Source organism: Streptomyces sp. NPDC058326, assembly GCF_042879855.1.
GTDB lineage: Bacteria > Actinomycetota > Actinomycetes > Streptomycetales > Streptomycetaceae > Streptomyces.
Genome location: NZ_JBHVZO010000008.1, coordinates 226,753 through 242,528, shown reverse-complemented (window position 1 = coordinate 242,528; position 15,776 = coordinate 226,753). Strand labels below are relative to the sequence as shown.

Below are 15,776 nucleotides of genomic sequence, written 5' to 3'. Positions count from 1 at the left end.
CGGCGCCGGTCAGGAGGTGGGGTGCGCCCCCGAACCGCCGCCCGTCCCCGAGCCACCGCCCGTGCCGGCGCCCGTTCCCGTCCCCGTGGACGGGCCGCGCTGCGAGACGAGGTGGTCGCGGATCTCCTTGAGCACCTCCAGCTCGCTGATCTCCATCGTCTCGGCGACGCCCTCCTTCGCCTTGTCGTGCGCGGCGCGCTTCGCGAGGATCTTCGCCATCGGCAGGACCATCAGGAAGTAGACGACGGCCGCCGTGATCAGGAAGCTCAGGATCGAGCTGAGGACGGTGCCCCACATGATCGGGATGCCGGAGACCGCGTTCCCCGCGTCGTCGACCTGGCAGGGGCCCTTGAGACAGGACTGGTAGCTCTCCAGGTCCTTCGTTCCGAAGGCTCCCACGAGCGGGTTGATGACGCCCTTGACCACCGAGTTCACGATGTTGGTGAACGCGGCACCGATGACGACCGCCACCGCGAGATCGATCACGTTGCCGCGCATCAGGAAGGCTTTGAAGCCCGCCATCACGTTTTCCTTCTTCTCGGCCACCAAGGTGCCTTTCGTTGTTTGTGTCGCTGTGTGCGCAGCCATTAGGCCGCGAACGGCGCAGAGGCGTCCAATCCGTACACTCGTAACGGTGACTTGACACGGAGTCAGTGCGAATCAGCACACCGTCACCGCCAGTTGTGAGGTGACCCCGGCACCCGCGAGGGCCGTCGCCGTCGACCGCGGCACGGACAGGACGACGAGCGCACCTCCGTCCGAACGAGTCTCGCCCGGGTGCGGTACTTCGGCCACTCGGGCGCTCGAGGCCACCACCCGGGCCTCACCGCCCGCGCCCAGCGAGGAGTTGGGCGCGGCGATCACGTCGACCCGGTCACCGGGGCGCAGCAGCCGTACGGTCGCGGCGTCGGCGATCCGGACCGGAGCGGACACCAGGCGGACGGCGACGGACGGCCGCGCGCGGGCGGCGACGGCGGAGGCCGGCGGCCCTCCGGCGTCGGGCGGCGGCGCCGCCGGGGCGCCGCTCGCGACGGTGAGGGCGGCCGCCGCGAGCGCGAGGAGCACCGCCGGCGCCCACCGCCCCCGCCTCAGCGCCCGCCGCAGCCGGCGCCGGGCACCCCGTACCCGGAGGGGCTCGAAGACCGGCACCGCGCACGGCGCCGGAACGGAGGGGTGAGGCGAGGGGCCGAAAGCCATGGAGGAGGCAGAGGAGCCGAAGGAGACAGAGGAGCCGGAAGAGGCAGGGAAGGCAGAGGTGCTGGGGGAGGGAAGGGGAGACGACATCGCGGGAACCGCCCGTCCTGGTCGGGAGTGGGATGCGCTCCCACTCTCCCGGCCCCGCCGTGTCCCCGCTCCGGCCTGGGTATCACCCGGCGCCTGTGGACAACTCCCTCACCCCTCGGGGCGATTCACGGCAGCTCGATCCCCAGGTCCCAGCCGTCGTGCGCGTGAGTGCACAGGCAGTCCCGGTCCAGGGTCGCCGGCAGCGCGCCCACCGCGTCGAACAGCACCTCGCGCAGCCGCCCCACGTTCTCGCCGAACACCCTCAGCACCTCCGTGTGGGAGACGCCCTCGCCGGTCTCGGCGCCCGCGTCCAGGTCGGTGACGAGCGCCAGCGAGGTGTAGCAGAGCCCCAGTTCGCGGGCGAGGACGGCCTCGGGGTGTCCGGTCATGCCGACGACCGACCAGCCGGCGGCCGCGTGCCAGCGGGACTCCGCCCGGGTGGAGAAACGGGGCCCCTCGACCACGACCATCGTGCCGCCGTCGACCGGCTCCCAGCCCCGCCCCCTGGCGGCCTTGACGGCGACCCGCCGCCCGTCGGGGCAGTAGGGGTCGGCGAAGGTCACGTGGACGACGCGGGGCACGGCCCCGTCCGCCCGCCGCTCCCCGTCGAAGTAGGTCTGCGCGCGGGCCTTCGTACGGTCGACGAGCTGGTCGGGGACGACGAGCGTGCCCGGCCCGTACTCCTCGCGCAGCCCGCCGACGGCACAGGGCCCGAGGATCTGCCGTACGCCCACGGAGCGCAGCGCCCACAGGTTGGCGCGGTAGTTGATGCGGTGGGGCGGGACGCTGTGGCTCCGGCCGTGCCGGGGGAGGAAGGCGACCCGTCGGCCGGCGATCTCGCCGAGGAAGAGGGAGTCGCTGGGGCTGCCGTACGGGGTGTCGACGGACACCTCCGTGACGTCCTCGAGGAACGAGTAGAAGCCGGATCCGCCGATCACACCGATGTCCGCGTACGCGTCGTGGGTCGCCATGGGGATCACCCTATGGGCCGGTCCCGGAAACGCCGAGGGCCCCCTCGCACACGGCGAAGGGGCCCACGGGGAGAGCGATGATCAGGCGGCCGAGCTTCCGGTGCCCGACGAGGACGTCGAGGAGGCGGAAGAGGAAGCCGCCGCGGTCGACGCGGCCGGCTTCGCGTCCGACGTCGAGGAGGCCGCGGGGGTCGACGGCTTCGCCGAGGCCGGCGAGCTGCTGGACGACGAGCCGCGGCTGTCGTTCCGGTAGAAGCCGGATCCCTTGAAGACGATGCCGACGGCCGAGAACACCTTCTTCAGGCGTCCCTTGCAGCTGGGGCACTCGGTCAGCGCGTCATCGGTGAACTTCTGCACCGCCTCGAGGCCTTCGCCGCACTCGGTGCACTGGTACTGGTAGGTCGGCACGTGTCTTCCTCCTGGCACTCACACTCATCGAGTGCTAACGACAATCCATAGTGACGTATTCCGGGGGTTCAGTCCACCGCCACCGGCACGCGGTGACCTATACCACGCGCCGCGACCCGGCTCGCCTCGGTCTGAGGACGCGGCCTGAGCCGCGACCGCAGGGCGAGGAGCGTGGCCAGGGCGAGCGCCGTGCCGGCCATCGGCACCAGGAAGCCGGTGCTCGCGCCATGGGCGTCGGCGAGGCGGCCGGCGACCGTGACGGCCGCGGCCTGGCCGAGCGCGACGGCGCCGGTGAGCCAGGTGAAGGCCTCGGTACGGGCGGACGCCGGGATCAGGGTCTCGACGATGGTGTAGCCGGTGATCAGGGCCGGGGCGATGCACAGGCCCACGACCAGGCCCAGGGCGCCGAGGAGCAGCACCGAGTGCGTCGTCCACAGCAGGGACGCGGCGACGGTGAGGCCCGTGTATCCGAGGATCAGGCGGCGGCGGGGGCCGGTCTTCCAGGCGACGGCGCCCATGGCGAGCCCGGCGAGCATGTTGCCGGCGGCGAAGATCCCGTACAGGAGGCCGTTGGCGCCGGGGTTGCCGATCTCCTCGGTGAAGGCGGTCAGGGAGACCTGCATGCCGCCGAAGACGGAGCCGATGCCGAGGAAGGCGACGATCAGGACGCGGACGCCGGGGATGGAGAGGGCCGAACGGCGGGGCTCGGCGGAGGCGGCCGCGGCGATGCCGAACGCGGGCTGGGTGGCGCGCTGGGCGGCGAAGAAGAGTCCGCCGACGAGGGTGAGGGCGGCCTCGGCGATCAGTCCGGCGGCCGGGTGGACGCCGGTGCACAGGGCGGTGGCGAGGACCGGTCCGACGACGAAGGTGAACTCGTCCGTGACGGACTCGAAGGCCGCGGCCGTCGGCATCAGCGGGGTGCCGTCCAGCTTGGCTGCCCAGCGGGCCCTGACCATCGGGCCGACCTGGGGCACGGAGGCACCCGCGGGCACGGCGGCCAGGAACAGCGCCCAGAGCGGGGCGCCGGCCAGGGCGAGCACCACCAGCAGGGAGACGGACGCGGTGTGGACCAGGACGCCGGGGATCAGGACGGCGCGCTGGCCGAAGCGGTCGGCGAGCTTGCCGCTCTGCGGCGCGAACAGCGCCATGGAGACGCCGGTGACGGCGGCGACAGCGCCGGCGCTGCCGAAGGAGCCGGTGGTGTGCTGGACGAGCAGGACGATGCCGATGGTCAGCATCGCGAAGGGCTGCCGTGCGGCGAAGCCGGGGAGCAGGAAGGACAGCGCACCAGGTGTGCGCAGCAGCTGCCCGTAGCCGGGCCGCTTGTCCGAGTTGACCGTGGACGCCACGGTCCTGGCCTTTCTGCCGCCTGGTAGCGCGCCCCTGCACGGTGGTGCGGGTGTCGCCGAGAGCTGTCCTCATGCGCGTTACTGCGGTAGATACCGGGCCGGCCCCATTGTGGAGGGGCGCCACGGCCGCCATACGGTCGCGCCAGCTCTGCGTCAGGCAGAGTTGGTTCGATCAGGTGTGCCTTCATGGTACAGGGAGGAGCGTCTTCCTGCCTGGGAAAACGCTCCCACCCCGAATCAATGCCTCGGATCAACCGGATGTTCGCCTCAGCCGGAGGGCTTTTTCTCCCCGTGGCCGTGGCCGTGACGGTGGAAGCGCAGTGCCGCCCCTTCGGGGGTCGAGGCCGCCGTGGCGCCGCCCGTGCCCAGCCAGCCGGCGAGCTTGCCCCCCTGGCCGACCGCGCGCAGTCGGCGCTCGGTGGCGTCCCGTACGGGGTCGGTGGCGACGACGAGGAGTTCGTCGCCGCGCCTCAGGACGGTGGCGGGGCCCGGTACGAAGCTCTTCTCCTCGCGTACGACGAGGGTGACGGCCGCTCCGGCCGGGAGGCGCAGCTCGGCGACCTCGACGCCGTGCATCCGGGAGCCTTCCGGGATGGCGACGGAGAGCAGGTGGCCGCGGAGCCGCTCCAGGGGGGCGGACTCGACACCGAGGTCGGAGGCTCCGTCGGAGGCGCCGAGCTTCAGCGCCTTCGCGAGCCAGGGGAGGGTCGGTCCCTGGACGAGGGTGTAGACGACGACGAGGACGAAGACGATGTTGAAGACCCGCTCGCTGCCCTCGATCTCCGTCACCATCGGGATGGTGGCGAGGATGATGGGGACGGCTCCGCGGAGTCCCGCCCAGGACATGAGGGCCTGTTCCTGCCAGGGGATGCGGAAGGGCAGCAGGCTGACCAGGATCTCCATGGGCCGCGCGACCACCGTCAGGACCAGGCCGATGGTGACGGCGGGCCAGAAGTCGTGGACGAGCTCGGTCGGGGTGACGAGCAGGCCGAGCAGGACGAACATGCCGATCTGGGCGATCCACCCGAGTCCCTCGGCGAAGCCGCGGTTCGCGGGCGCGTGGGGCAGCTTGGCGTTGCCGAGGATCATCGAGGCGAGGTAGACGGCGAGGAAGCCGGAGCCGTGGGCCATGGCGCCGGCGGCGTACGCGACGACGGCGATGGCCATGACGGCGATCGGGTAGAGGCCGGAGGCGGGCAGGGCGACGTGCCGGAGGCCGTAGGCGCCGAGGAAGCCGACGGTGAGGCCGACGGCGACGCCGATGGCCAGTTCGAGGGCGATCGTGCCGACGAGGACGTACCAGTGGTCGACGGGTCCCGCGGTGGAGAAGGCGACGACGAGGATGACGACGGGGGCGTCGTTGAAGCCGGACTCGGCCTCCAGGACGCCGGTGACCCGTGAGGGCAGCGGCACCTTGCGCAGAACGGAGAAGACGGCGGCGGCGTCGGTGGAGGAGACGACGGCACCGATGATCAGGGCCTGTCGCCAGTCGAGACCGACGAGGTAGTGGGCGGCGGCGGCCGTGATGCCCACGCTGACGGCGACGCCGACGGTGGAGAGGACGACCGCGGCGGGCAGCGCCGGCTTGATCTCCTTCCACTTCGTGCCGAGGCCACCCTCGGCGAGGATCACGACGAGGGCGGCGTAGCCGATGACCTGCGTCAGCTCGGCGTTGTCGAAGGCGACGTTGCCGATGCCGTCCTGGCCGATGGCGATGCCGATGCCGAGGTAGAGCAGCAGGCTGGGGAGCCCGCTCCGGGACGAGATCCGTACGGCCGCGACCGCGATCAGCAGCACGAGGGAGCTGACGAGCAGGAGTTCGTTGAGCTGGTGGACAGTCAGTGGCCGTTCCTTCCCCTCACATGCAGCTGGATCGTTCCTCCAGCGGCCGACACTTCGTTACCTTACCTAATCTTTAACGTTTTCTTGACGCCCGCGGTGCGTCTCCTCGCTCATCAGTACGGTTCTCTTCCTGACACCGCGTCCGGGCCGTCCGGACGCTGCGCCTAAGGTTGCTCCCGTACTCCAGGACCACCCTGCCCCTCGAAGGACAGCGATGCCCTCCAACACGACCGCGCCTCCCGCCAAGAAGAAAGGGCGGCGCGCCCGCCTGATCCTCCTCGTCCTGGTCCTCGCCCTGGTCGCGGGCGTCGCGTACGGCGGGTACTGGGGTGTGAGCACCGTCCGGGCCTCGTTCCCGCAGACCACGGGCGAGATCCGGCTCGACAGCCTCTCGGGCGAGGTCGAGGTCAAGCGCGACGCGAACGGCGTCCCGCAGATCTACGCGGACAACGAGACGGACCTCTTCCGCGCCCAGGGCTACGTCCAGGCGCAGGACCGCTTCTACGAGATGGACGTCCGGCGGCACGTGACCGCGGGCCGGCTCTCCGAGATGTTCGGCGAGGGCCAGGTCGAGACGGACTCCTTCCTGCGCACGCTCGGCTGGCGCCGGGTCGCGCAGCAGGAGTACGACACGGTCCTGTCGGCCGAGACGAAGAAGTACCTCAAGGCGTACGCGGAGGGCGTCAACGCCTACCTGAAGGACCGGGAGCCCGCCGACATCTCCGTCGAGTACGCGGCCCTGGCCTTCACCAACGACTACGCGATCGAGCCGTGGACGCCGGTCGACTCGGTGGCCTGGCTCAAGGCGATGGCCTGGGACCTGCGCGGCAACATGCAGGACGAGATCGACCGCTCGCTGATGACGAGCCGGCTGAGCGCGAGCCAGATCAAGCAGCTGTACCCCGAGTACCCGTACGCGCTCCACCAGCCGATCGTCGGTCGGGGCGCGGTCGACGGGTCCACCGGCGCGTTCGACCCGAAGGCGAAGGCCGACGAGGGCGACGGGGCGACCACCGGCGAGACCCCGGGCACCGGCCCCGGCGGCTCCGGCTCCTCGCAGGGCGGCATCGAGTCGCAGCTCGGCGCCCTCTCCGAGGTCCTCGACGGCATCCCCGCCCTCCTCGGCCCCAACGGCAACGGCATCGGCTCGAACTCCTGGGTCGTCTCGGGCGAGTACACGACCTCCGGCAAGCCGCTGCTCGCCAACGACCCGCACCTCGCGCCGCAGCTGCCGTCCCTCTGGTACCAGATGGGCCTGCACTGCCGCTCGGTCTCGGCGACCTGCCGTTACGACGTCTCGGGCTACACCTTCTCCGGCATGCCCGGTGTGATCATCGGACACAATGACAAGATCGCCTGGGGGCTCACCAACCTCGGCGCCGATGTCACCGACCTCTTCCTGGAGAAGATCGGCCCCGACGGCTACCTCGTCGACGGCAAGGTCAAGCCCTTCGTCATCCGCGAGGAGACCATCAAGGTCGCCGGCGGCAGCGACCGGAAGATCACCGTCCGCTCCACCGGCCACGGCCCGCTCGTCTCCGACCGCTCCGCCGAACTGGAGAAGGTCGGACAGAAGGCCCCCGTCGGCAACTCCGCCCCCGACCGCAGCACCGGCTACGGCGTCTCCCTCCAGTGGACCGCCCTCCAGCCGGGCAGGTCGATGGACGCGATCTTCGCGATCGACCGCGCCAAGGACTTCACCACCTTCCGGGCCGCCGCCAAGAACTTCGAGGTCCCCTCGCAGAACCTGGTCTACGCCGACACCGACGGCCACATCGGCTACCAGTCCCCGGGCAAGATCCCGCAGCGCTCCAAGGGCTTCGACGGCACCGTCCCGGCGCCGGGCTGGGACTCCTCGTACCGGTGGAAGGGGTACATCCCCTTCGAGAAGCTGCCCTACGAGTACGACCCGGAGCGCGGCTACATCGTCACCGCCAACCAGGCCGTCATCGACCCCAGGACCTACCCCGACCTGCTCACCAAGGACTGGGGCTACGGCTCCCGCAGCCAGCGGATCAACGACCTCATCGAGTCGAAGACCAAGGACGGCGGAAAGATCTCGCCGGACGACATGCGGACCATGCAGACGGACAACCGCAGCGAGATCGCGACCCTGCTCAACCCGCTCCTGCTGAAGATCGACATCGCCGACCCGTACGTCCGTGAGGCGCAGAAGCTCCTGGAGGGCTGGGACTACACCCAGGAACCCGACTCAGCCGCCGCCGCCTACTTCAACGCGGTCTGGCGCAACGTCCTCAAGCTGTCCTTCGGCGACAAGCTGCCCAAGGAACTGCGCGCCGAGGGCGACTGCATCAACGTGCGCCCGGCCGACGCCACCGGCCCGGTCGACGAGCAGAACAAGCTCGTCCGCGAGTGCGGCCAGCGCGACCCCGACTCGGCGCAGCCGGACGGCGGCGACCGCTGGTACGAGGTCGTCCGCCCGCTCCTCAAGCAGGAGAAGAGCGAGTGGTGGGTCACCCCCGGCAACCGCACCGACCAGGCCACCGAGACCCGTGACCAGCTGCTCGCCCGCGCCATGAAGGACGCCCGCTGGGAGCTGACCGCCAAGCTCGGCAAGGACGTCTCCACCTGGAGCTGGGGCCGGCTGCACCAGCTGACCCTCGAGAACCAGACCCTCGGCACCGCGGGACCCGACGCCGTGCGGCGGATGCTCAACCGCGGTCCCTGGAACCTGGGCGGCGGCGAGGCGGCCGTCGACGCCACCGGCTGGAACGCGGCCGGCGGCTACGAGGTCATCTGGGTGCCGTCGATGCGGATGGTGGTCAACGTCGGCGACTGGGACAGGTCCCGGTGGATCAACCTGACCGGAGCCTCCGGCCACGCCTTCCACTCCCACTACACCGACCAGACGGACGCCTGGGCGAGGGGCGAGCTCTACGACTGGCCCTACGGCAGGGCGGCGGTCGACGCGGCCACGAAGGACACGCTGGTCCTCAAGCCGTAGGCGCCGCGGAGAAGCGGGTGACCCCCTCCGGGGTCACCACCGCGTGCACGGGGTGGTCGTGCGGTTCCTCCGGGACCCGGGCGACCACCTCGTCCGCGTAGAGGAGCACCACCAGGGCAGGGTCCTTGCGCGCGCGTGCGAGCCGGGCGAGCACCCGGTCGTACGAGCCGCCGCCCCGCCCGAGGCGCATCCCGCGCCCGTCGACCGCGAGCCCCGGCAGCAGGACGGCGTCCGCGGCGCACACGGCGTCCGGACCGAGCCGGGGCCCCATCGGTTCGAGAAGCCCCCGGCGGGCCTTCGCGAGCCGCTCCGGACCCTCGTACACGGCCCAGTCCAGGTCGTTGTCGGGGAGCAGGACGGGCAGCAGGACCTGCACCCCGCGCGCGTGGAGCGCGTCGAGCAGCGCGCGCGTGCCCGGCTCGCGGCCCACCGACACATAGGCGGCGACGGTGGACGCCTCGGCGAGCTCGGGCAGCTCCACTCCGTGGCCGGCGAGCGACTCGGCCGTCCACGTCAGGGTGGCGGCGTCCAGGGCGGCGCGGGCGCCCAGAAGTCGACTGCGCAGCAGGGTCTTTTCGGACATCTCAGGGGTCATGACGGCCTCGTGTGTATGCGCAAAACGCTTGCAACTGTCTTTATGTGGAGGAAGTTAACCAAACCCACATCTTCCTCTCATTCCCAACGACTAAGGTGCTCGTATGAATCAGTCGCTCCCCAGGCTCGGCCGGATCAGCAAGGCTGTCATCCCGGCCGCCGGCCTCGGCACCCGCTTCCTCCCGGCGACCAAGGCGACGCCGAAGGAGATGCTGCCGGTCGTCGACAAGCCGGCGATCCAGTACGTCGTCGAGGAGGCCGTCGCGGCCGGCCTCTCCGACGTCCTGATGATCACCGGCCGGAACAAGCGTCCCCTGGAGGACCACTTCGACCGGAACTACGAGCTGGAGGAGGCCCTGAGCCGGAAGGGCGACGACGAACGCCTCTCCAAGGTCCAGGAGTCGAGCGACCTCGCCACCATGCACTACGTCCGCCAGGGCGCCCCGCGCGGCCTCGGCCACGCCGTGCTCTGCGCCGCCCCGCACGTCGGCGACCAGCCCTTCGCGGTCCTCCTCGGCGACGACCTGATCGACCCGCGCGACCCGCTGCTCGCGCGGATGGTGGAGGTCCAGGAGCGGGAGGGCGGCAGCGTGATCGCCCTCATGGAGGTCGACCCCTCCCAGATCCATCTGTACGGCTGCGCGGCCGTCGAGCCGACCGCCGACCAGGACGTCGTGAAGGTGACGGACCTGGTCGAGAAGCCGGACGCGGACGAGGCGCCCAGCAACTACGCCATCATCGGACGCTACGTACTGGATCCGGCCGTCTTCGGGACGCTGCGGGAGACCGAGCCGGGCCGCGGCGGGGAGATCCAGCTGACGGACGCCCTGCAGACGCTCGCCTCGGACGAGAAGATCGGCGGCCCGGTGCACGGCGTCGTGTTCAAGGGCCGCCGTTATGACACCGGTGACCGCGGTGACTATCTGCGTGCCATTGTCAGACTCGCGTGCGAACGTGAAGATCTGGGACCGGACTTCCGGTCCTGGCTCCGGAGATACGTCAGCGAGGAGATGTAGAACCTTGAGCAGCAGCGCGGCACCGTCGCCGTCCCACGACGACCACGACGACCGGGAGAAGGGCGCGCCCGACCCCTGCGCGGGCCCCGCCCGCGGTCTGTGGTCGGTGGACGAGCACCTGGCCGACATCCTCGCGACCGTCGGCCCGCTCGAACCCATCGAACTGCAACTCCTCGACGCGCAGGGCTGCGTCCTCGTCGAGGACGTGACGGTGCCGGTCGCGCTGCCCCCCTTCGACAACAGCTCCATGGACGGGTACGCGGTCCGGGTCGCCGACATCGCCGGTGCCACCGAGGAGTTCCCCGCCGTCCTCACCGTCGTCGGCGACGTCGCCGCGGGCGCCGAAGGACTGCCCGAGGTCGGCCCGGGTCAGGCCGCCCGCATCATGACCGGCGCCCCGCTGCCGCCCGGCGCCGAGGCCGTCGTCCCCGTCGAGTGGACCGACGGCGGTACGGGCGGGGGCGCGGCCACCGGCATGACCGCCGCGAGCGCCGCCCCCGAGGGCGCGGCCGGCGAGGTCCGGGTGCACCGGTCCGCCGAGGCGGGCGCTCATGTCCGCAGGGCGGGCAGTGACGTACGGGCGGGCGAGCTCGCCCTCGCGGCGGGCACGGTCCTGGGCCCGCCGCAGATCGGCCTGCTCGCGGCCATCGGCCGGGGCACGGTGAAGGTCCGTCCCCGTCCCCGCGTGGTCGTCATGTCCACCGGCAGCGAGCTGGTCCAGCCCGGCGAGCCGCTGGGCGAGGGCCAGATCCACGACTCCAACAGCTTCGCGCTCGCCGCGGCCGCGCGGGACGCGGGCGCCCTCGCCTACCGGGTGGGCGCCGTCGCCGACGACGCGGAGTCGCTGCGCGCCACCATCGAGGACCAGCTCATCCGGGCCGATCTGATCGTGACCACGGGCGGGGTGAGCGTCGGCGCGTACGACGTGGTGAAGGAGGCGCTGACCGCCGACGGCCAGGTCGACTTCCGCAAGCTGGCCATGCAGCCGGGCAAGCCGCAGGGCTTCGGCGCGATCGGCGCCGAGCAGATCCCGCTCCTCGCGCTCCCGGGCAACCCGGTCTCCTCGTACGTCTCCTTCGAGCTGTTCGTCCGCCCCGCCATCCGCGCCCTGATGGGCGTCGAGGACCTGCACCGGCCGCGGGTGCGGGCCGAGCTCGTCGCCGACAAGGCGCTGTCGTCACCCTCCGGGCGCCGGCAGTTCCTCCGGGGGAGGTACGACCCGGAGGCGGGCACGGTCACCCCGGTGGGCGGCGCCGGCTCCCATCTGATCGCGGCCCTCGCGCACGCGGACTGCCTGCTCGTGGTCCCGGAGGACACGGAGACGGTGGAGCCGGGCACCGCGCTGGAAGTGGTCCTCCTCGGCTGAGGGGGCGAGGGTGGGGGTACGGTGTCGTCCCACACAGCGACCGGGAGTGTCACGGCGATGAGCACGCAGCAAGGTCTCACCCACATCGACGAGGCGGGCGCGGCCCGCATGGTCGACGTATCGGCGAAGGACGTCACGTCCCGCACGGCGCGCGCCAGCGGGCGGGTCCTCGTCTCGCCGCGCGTGATCGAGCTGCTGCGCGGTGAGGGCGTCCCGAAGGGCGACGCGCTCGCGACCGCGCGGATCGCCGGGATCATGGGCGCCAAGAAGACGCCGGACCTCATCCCGCTCTGCCACCCGCTCGCCGTCTCCGGCGTGACCCTGGACCTGGCGGTCACCGACGAGGCGGTCGAGATCCTGGCGACGGTGAAGACCACGGACCGCACCGGCGTCGAGATGGAGGCCCTGACGGCGGTCTCCGTGGCCGCCCTGACGGTCGTCGACATGATCAAGGCGGTCGACAAGGGCGCGGTCATCTCCGACGTACGGGTGGAGGAGAAGACGGGCGGCAAGTCGGGCCACTGGACGAGGGCCGAGGCGTGACGCGCGCGGGCCGGGTGGCGGGGGCACACGAGCACGAGGAGCCCGCGGGGCCGCCGGAGGAGGTCCCGGCCGCGGCCTACCGCGCGCTGGTCGTCACCGCCTCCAACCGGGCATCGGCCGGGGTCTACGAGGACAAGGGCGGTCCGCTGATCGCGGAGGGCCTGACCCGGATGCGGTTCGCCGTGGACGGCCCGCAGGTCGTCCCGGACGGGGCGCCCGTCGAGGCGGCGCTGCGCGCCGGGGTCGCCGCCGGGTACGACGTCATCGTCACCACCGGCGGTACGGGCATCTCGCCCACCGACGAGACCCCCGAGGTGACCCGCCGGGTCCTGGAGCGGGAGATCCCTGGCATCCCGGAGGCGATCCGCGCGTACGGCCGGGAGAAGGTCCCGACGGCGGCGCTCTCGCGTGGCCTCGCGGGGGTCGCCGGAGGCACCCTGATCGTCAACCTGCCGGGATCGTCCGGCGGGGTACGGGACGGTCTTGCCGTCCTGGAGCCGATCCTCCGGCACGCCGTCGACCAGATCCGTGGCGGCGACCACCCGAGACCGTCGTGATCCCGTCCTGGCCGGTCGTCCTCGTGGACGGCGATGTGGTGCTCCGTCCGATAAGGATGCGCGACCACGCGGCCTGGCGGGAGGTGAACCGGCGCAACCGCGAGTGGCTGCGGCCCTGGGAGGCGACCGTTCCGCCGCCTCCTCCTGACGGGCCGGTCGCGCGGCGGCCGACGTTCCGTCAGATGGTCCGCCATCTGCGGTCCGAGGCGAACGCGGGCCGGATGCTGCCGTTCGTCATCGAGTACCGGGGGCGGCTCGTCGGCCAGTTGACGGTCGCCGGGATCACCTGGGGCTCGATGTGCTCGGGGCACGTGGGCTACTGGGTGGACAGCGAGGTGGCCGGGTGCGGGGTGATGCCGACGGCGGTCGCGCTCGCCGTCGACCACTGCTTCCGCTCGGTCGGGCTGCACCGCATGGAGGTGTGCATCCGCCCGGAGAACGGGCCTTCGCGCCGGGTCGTGGAGAAACTGGGATTCCGCGAGGAGGGGCTGCGGCCCCGCTATCTCCATATCGACGGCGCCTGGCGGGACCATCTGGTCTTCGCGCTGACGGTGGAGGAGGTGCCGGAGGGGCTGCTGCGCCGCTGGCATCAAGCAAGAATAAAATGAATGTTCGAATTCAGCGGTCGCTGACGGTCAATCGATCTGAACAATCACAAAAAACTTCAGTGATATCAGCCAGATCGTGCGACACACCGGGCCAATTGGCCGATGCCGTCACGCGAACCCCTCTACCGTGTGAAGCGTGAGCAGCAGCGGCCTCATCTACGCAGTCATCGTCGGGGCCTGGGCCGCCTACTTGGTGCCGATGTGGCTCCGCAGGCAGGACGAGCTGAACGAAGCCCGTCCGACGGAACGCTTCAGCACCGCCATCCGGCTGCTTTCCGGACGGGCGGGCATGGAGCGCCGGTACGCCAAGGAGCTCAGGGAGCGGGACCGTACGGCGGAGGGTCCGACGCCCGACGTGGACCCGGACGCGGAGACCGAGCATCTGAGCTCGGTCGACGTCCGGGCCTTCTCCGCGCCCCCGGCCAGGACCGAGGCGCGCCTGGAACTCCCGGAACCCGAACCGGAACCCGCGCCGAACCCCGCGCCCTCGCCGGCCCGCCCCGCCACCGGAGCCGCCGCCGAACGCGCCCGCCGCGGCAAGGTCCTGGCGCGCCGCCGCCGCACCACGACGCTCCTCTTCGCGGCCTTCACCCTCGGCGCCGTCGTCGCGGCCGTCGGCGGAATCCCCTTCCTGTGGGCGCCGGCAGTCCCCGCGCTGCTCCTCAGTGCGTACATCGTGCATCTGCGGGTCCAGGAACGACGCCGCTTCGTGTACGTGATGGACCGTCGGCGCGCCGAGGCGGCGGCGGCCCGGCTCCGCGAGAGCAGGCGCCCCGCCCCCACGCCCGAGCCGGCGCCCGACGCCTCCCAGACTCCCTCTCCTCAGGAGGCGGACCGCCGCGCCCTGGTCGAGCAGACCGACCACGCCGAGTGGGTCGACCAGCAGCGCGACCGCGGCCCGGCCCGCGGCGACAGCTGGGAGCCGGTACCGGTCCCGCTCCCCACGTACGTCACCGCCCCGGTCGCCCCGCGCGCCACCAGCGGCATCGACATCACGGATCCGGAGACCTGGAGCGCGGCCCGCTCCTCCACGGCGGCCGACCCGGCCCCGGCCCCCGCGCCGGCCCCGCGCCAGCGCGCCACCCCGCCGCGCCGCGGCCGCGACCACGGCCGCACCCCGCTCTTCGACCAGTACGCGGACGACGACCGCCCCCGGGCCGCCAACGAATGACCCCCGGCCGGGGGCCCCGACCGCCCCCGGCTGACCTGCGGCGGAAGCGATTTTTGTTCTCCCCGGCCGGGATGCTAATGTTTCACACGTCGCAAGGGCCTGTGGCGCAGTCTGGTAGCGCACCTCGTTCGCATCGAGGGGGTCTGGGGTTCAAATCCCCACAGGTCCACAGACACCGAAGATCCCGTCCGATCGCAAGATCGGGCGGGATCTTCGTCGTTTTCGGGGGTCGTACGACGGCCTCCGCGTTCTCGCCCGTGCGGACGGCCGGAGTGGCCGGGCCGAGGCCGAGGCGGCGCTGCGGGCAGGAGGGCGCCTGCGGCCCTTCGTGGCCCAGACATGTCCGGCACGGTGCCCGCGAGAGGGCGGACAGCCTTGGAGATGGACGATCTCCTCCCCGGGGCGCGGCGACACGGCTCTTCCCATCATCGGGACGGACCGGCTGATCCATGCCGCGACACCGGCCCCTGATTCCGGCGTCTGAGTCCCGGCGCGGACCGGCTGCTCGTCGCGGTGACCAGCCGCGCCACCCGCCCGGTCTTCCGGAGCGCCACCCGCTGCTCCGGGCCGGCTGTGCTCAGGTCAGCGGCTTCGCGTAGCAGCGGCTGGTGGGGTGGTCGCGGTAGTAGCCGAACTTGGGGCAGGGTTCGTAGCCGCTGGAGGCGTAGAGGGCTATCGCCTCCGGCTGGGCGACGCCCGTCTCCAGGACCATGCGGGTGCGGCCGGCCGCGCGGGCGTCGGCCTCGAGGGCGGCCAGGATGCGGCGGGCCAGGCCCAGGCCGCGGGCCTCGGGGATCACGTACATGCGCTTGAGCTCGGCGTCGCCGTCCTCGTAGCCCTCGTCGTTCTTGTCCTGGGTGCGCCAGCCGCCGCTGGCGACGGGGCGGTCCTCGGGGTCGTACGCGAGGAGGTAGAGGCCGCGCGGAGGGACGAACATCCCGGCGTCCAGCGGTGTGACATCGCCCTCGTCGTCGTAGCGGACGGCGTACTCGGCCTGGACGGCGTCGTTGAGTTTGACGGCGTCGGGGTGGTCATAGGGCGTGGGCTGGATGTTCATGCGGAGTATCGTACATGTATGCGACCGTTTGGTGCCGGTATTCTC

General features: G+C 71.8%; 15 protein-coding genes and 1 tRNA gene. 8 read left to right on the top strand and 8 right to left on the bottom strand.

Annotated elements, in window-relative coordinates:
• Positions 1-9: 9 nt before the first annotated feature.
• From mscL to ACFVYX_RS17765, 6 genes are all read right to left on the bottom strand, one after another.
• Positions 10-546 (bottom strand): large conductance mechanosensitive channel protein MscL, encoded by a 537-nt coding sequence (gene mscL / locus ACFVYX_RS17790; RefSeq protein ID WP_389682290.1) that lies wholly within the window; start codon positions 544-546, stop codon positions 10-12.
• 114 nt (positions 547-660) lie between these two features.
• Positions 661-1,065 (bottom strand): hypothetical protein, encoded by a 405-nt coding sequence (locus ACFVYX_RS17785; protein ID WP_389682289.1) that lies wholly within the window; start codon positions 1,063-1,065, stop codon positions 661-663.
• A gap of 344 nt (positions 1,066-1,409) precedes the next feature.
• Positions 1,410-2,255, bottom strand: coding sequence for an S-methyl-5'-thioadenosine phosphorylase (locus ACFVYX_RS17780; protein ID WP_389682288.1), 846 nt, complete (start codon positions 2,253-2,255; stop codon positions 1,410-1,412).
• An 81-nt stretch (positions 2,256-2,336) separates the two neighbouring features.
• Positions 2,337-2,663, bottom strand: a complete 327-nt coding sequence (locus ACFVYX_RS17775) for an FmdB family zinc ribbon protein (protein ID WP_389682287.1) — start codon at positions 2,661-2,663, stop codon at positions 2,337-2,339.
• 68 nt (positions 2,664-2,731) lie between these two features.
• Positions 2,732-4,012 carry an MFS transporter gene (locus ACFVYX_RS17770; protein WP_389682286.1) on the bottom strand — a complete coding sequence of 427 codons (1,281 nt, stop codon included), beginning with the start codon at positions 4,010-4,012 and terminating at the stop codon, positions 2,732-2,734.
• A 267-nt stretch (positions 4,013-4,279) separates the two neighbouring features.
• Positions 4,280-5,809: a potassium/proton antiporter gene (locus ACFVYX_RS17765; RefSeq protein WP_389682285.1), complete on the bottom strand. Its 1,530-nt coding sequence runs from the start codon at positions 5,807-5,809 to the stop codon at positions 4,280-4,282.
• A gap of 259 nt (positions 5,810-6,068) precedes the next feature.
• Between ACFVYX_RS17765 and ACFVYX_RS17760 the strand changes: the two genes are divergently transcribed.
• Positions 6,069-8,819: a penicillin acylase family protein gene (locus tag ACFVYX_RS17760; protein ID WP_389682284.1), complete on the top strand. Its 2,751-nt coding sequence runs from the start codon at positions 6,069-6,071 to the stop codon at positions 8,817-8,819.
• Here ACFVYX_RS17760 and ACFVYX_RS17755 read toward each other — a convergent pair.
• Positions 8,809-9,414 (bottom strand): 5-formyltetrahydrofolate cyclo-ligase, encoded by a 606-nt coding sequence (locus ACFVYX_RS17755; RefSeq protein WP_389682283.1) that lies wholly within the window; start codon positions 9,412-9,414, stop codon positions 8,809-8,811. The genes ACFVYX_RS17760 and ACFVYX_RS17755 overlap by 11 nt on opposite strands.
• 103 nt (positions 9,415-9,517) lie before the next feature.
• Between ACFVYX_RS17755 and galU the strand changes: the two genes are divergently transcribed.
• The 7 genes from galU (at position 9,518) to ACFVYX_RS17720 (ending at position 14,843) form a co-directional block, all read left to right on the top strand.
• Complete coding sequence (gene galU / locus ACFVYX_RS17750; RefSeq protein WP_389682282.1) at positions 9,518-10,429, top strand: UTP--glucose-1-phosphate uridylyltransferase GalU; 912 nt, start codon at positions 9,518-9,520, stop codon at positions 10,427-10,429.
• Between the two features lie 4 nt (positions 10,430-10,433).
• On the top strand, positions 10,434-11,795 hold the full coding sequence (gene glp, locus ACFVYX_RS17745; protein ID WP_389682281.1) for a gephyrin-like molybdotransferase Glp: 1,362 nt from the start codon (positions 10,434-10,436) through the stop codon (positions 11,793-11,795).
• Between the two features lie 57 nt (positions 11,796-11,852).
• The gene (gene moaC, locus ACFVYX_RS17740) at positions 11,853-12,338 is read left to right on the top strand and encodes a cyclic pyranopterin monophosphate synthase MoaC (protein ID WP_030690225.1); all 486 of its coding nucleotides are present in this window, start codon (positions 11,853-11,855) and stop codon (positions 12,336-12,338) included.
• Positions 12,339-12,352: 14 nt separating this feature from the next.
• Positions 12,353-12,895, top strand: a complete 543-nt coding sequence (locus ACFVYX_RS17735; RefSeq protein ID WP_389682356.1) for a molybdenum cofactor biosynthesis protein B — start codon at positions 12,353-12,355, stop codon at positions 12,893-12,895.
• Entirely contained in the window at positions 12,892-13,503 is a 612-nt protein-coding gene (locus ACFVYX_RS17730) for a GNAT family N-acetyltransferase (protein WP_389682280.1), read from the top strand. The genes ACFVYX_RS17735 and ACFVYX_RS17730 overlap by 4 nt, the downstream gene beginning before the upstream one ends.
• 136 nt (positions 13,504-13,639) lie before the next feature.
• Entirely contained in the window at positions 13,640-14,674 is a 1,035-nt protein-coding gene (glpR, locus tag ACFVYX_RS17725; RefSeq protein ID WP_389682279.1) for a gephyrin-like molybdotransferase receptor GlpR, read from the top strand.
• A 95-nt stretch (positions 14,675-14,769) separates the two neighbouring features.
• A tRNA-Ala gene (locus ACFVYX_RS17720) sits at positions 14,770-14,843 on the top strand.
• 408 nt (positions 14,844-15,251) lie between these two features.
• Here ACFVYX_RS17720 and ACFVYX_RS17715 read toward each other — a convergent pair.
• Complete coding sequence (locus ACFVYX_RS17715) at positions 15,252-15,731, bottom strand: GNAT family N-acetyltransferase (protein WP_389682278.1); 480 nt, start codon at positions 15,729-15,731, stop codon at positions 15,252-15,254.
• Between the last annotated feature and the right edge of the window lie 45 nt (positions 15,732-15,776).

Excerpts from the sequence above, each read along its gene's own strand:
- galU (WP_389682282.1), top strand. The coding sequence starts at position 9,518 with ATGAATCAGTCGCTCCCCAGGCTCGGCCGGATCAGCAAGGCTGTCATC.
- ACFVYX_RS17755 (WP_389682283.1), bottom strand. The coding sequence starts at position 9,414 with ATGACCCCTGAGATGTCCGAAAAGACCCTGCTGCGCAGTCGACTTCTG.
- moaC (WP_030690225.1), top strand. The coding sequence starts at position 11,853 with ATGAGCACGCAGCAAGGTCTCACCCACATCGACGAGGCGGGCGCGGCC.
- ACFVYX_RS17780 (WP_389682288.1), bottom strand. The coding sequence starts at position 2,255 with ATGGCGACCCACGACGCGTACGCGGACATCGGTGTGATCGGCGGATCC.
- ACFVYX_RS17715 (WP_389682278.1), bottom strand. The coding sequence starts at position 15,731 with ATGAACATCCAGCCCACGCCCTATGACCACCCCGACGCCGTCAAACTC.
- ACFVYX_RS17760 (WP_389682284.1), top strand. The coding sequence starts at position 6,069 with ATGCCCTCCAACACGACCGCGCCTCCCGCCAAGAAGAAAGGGCGGCGC.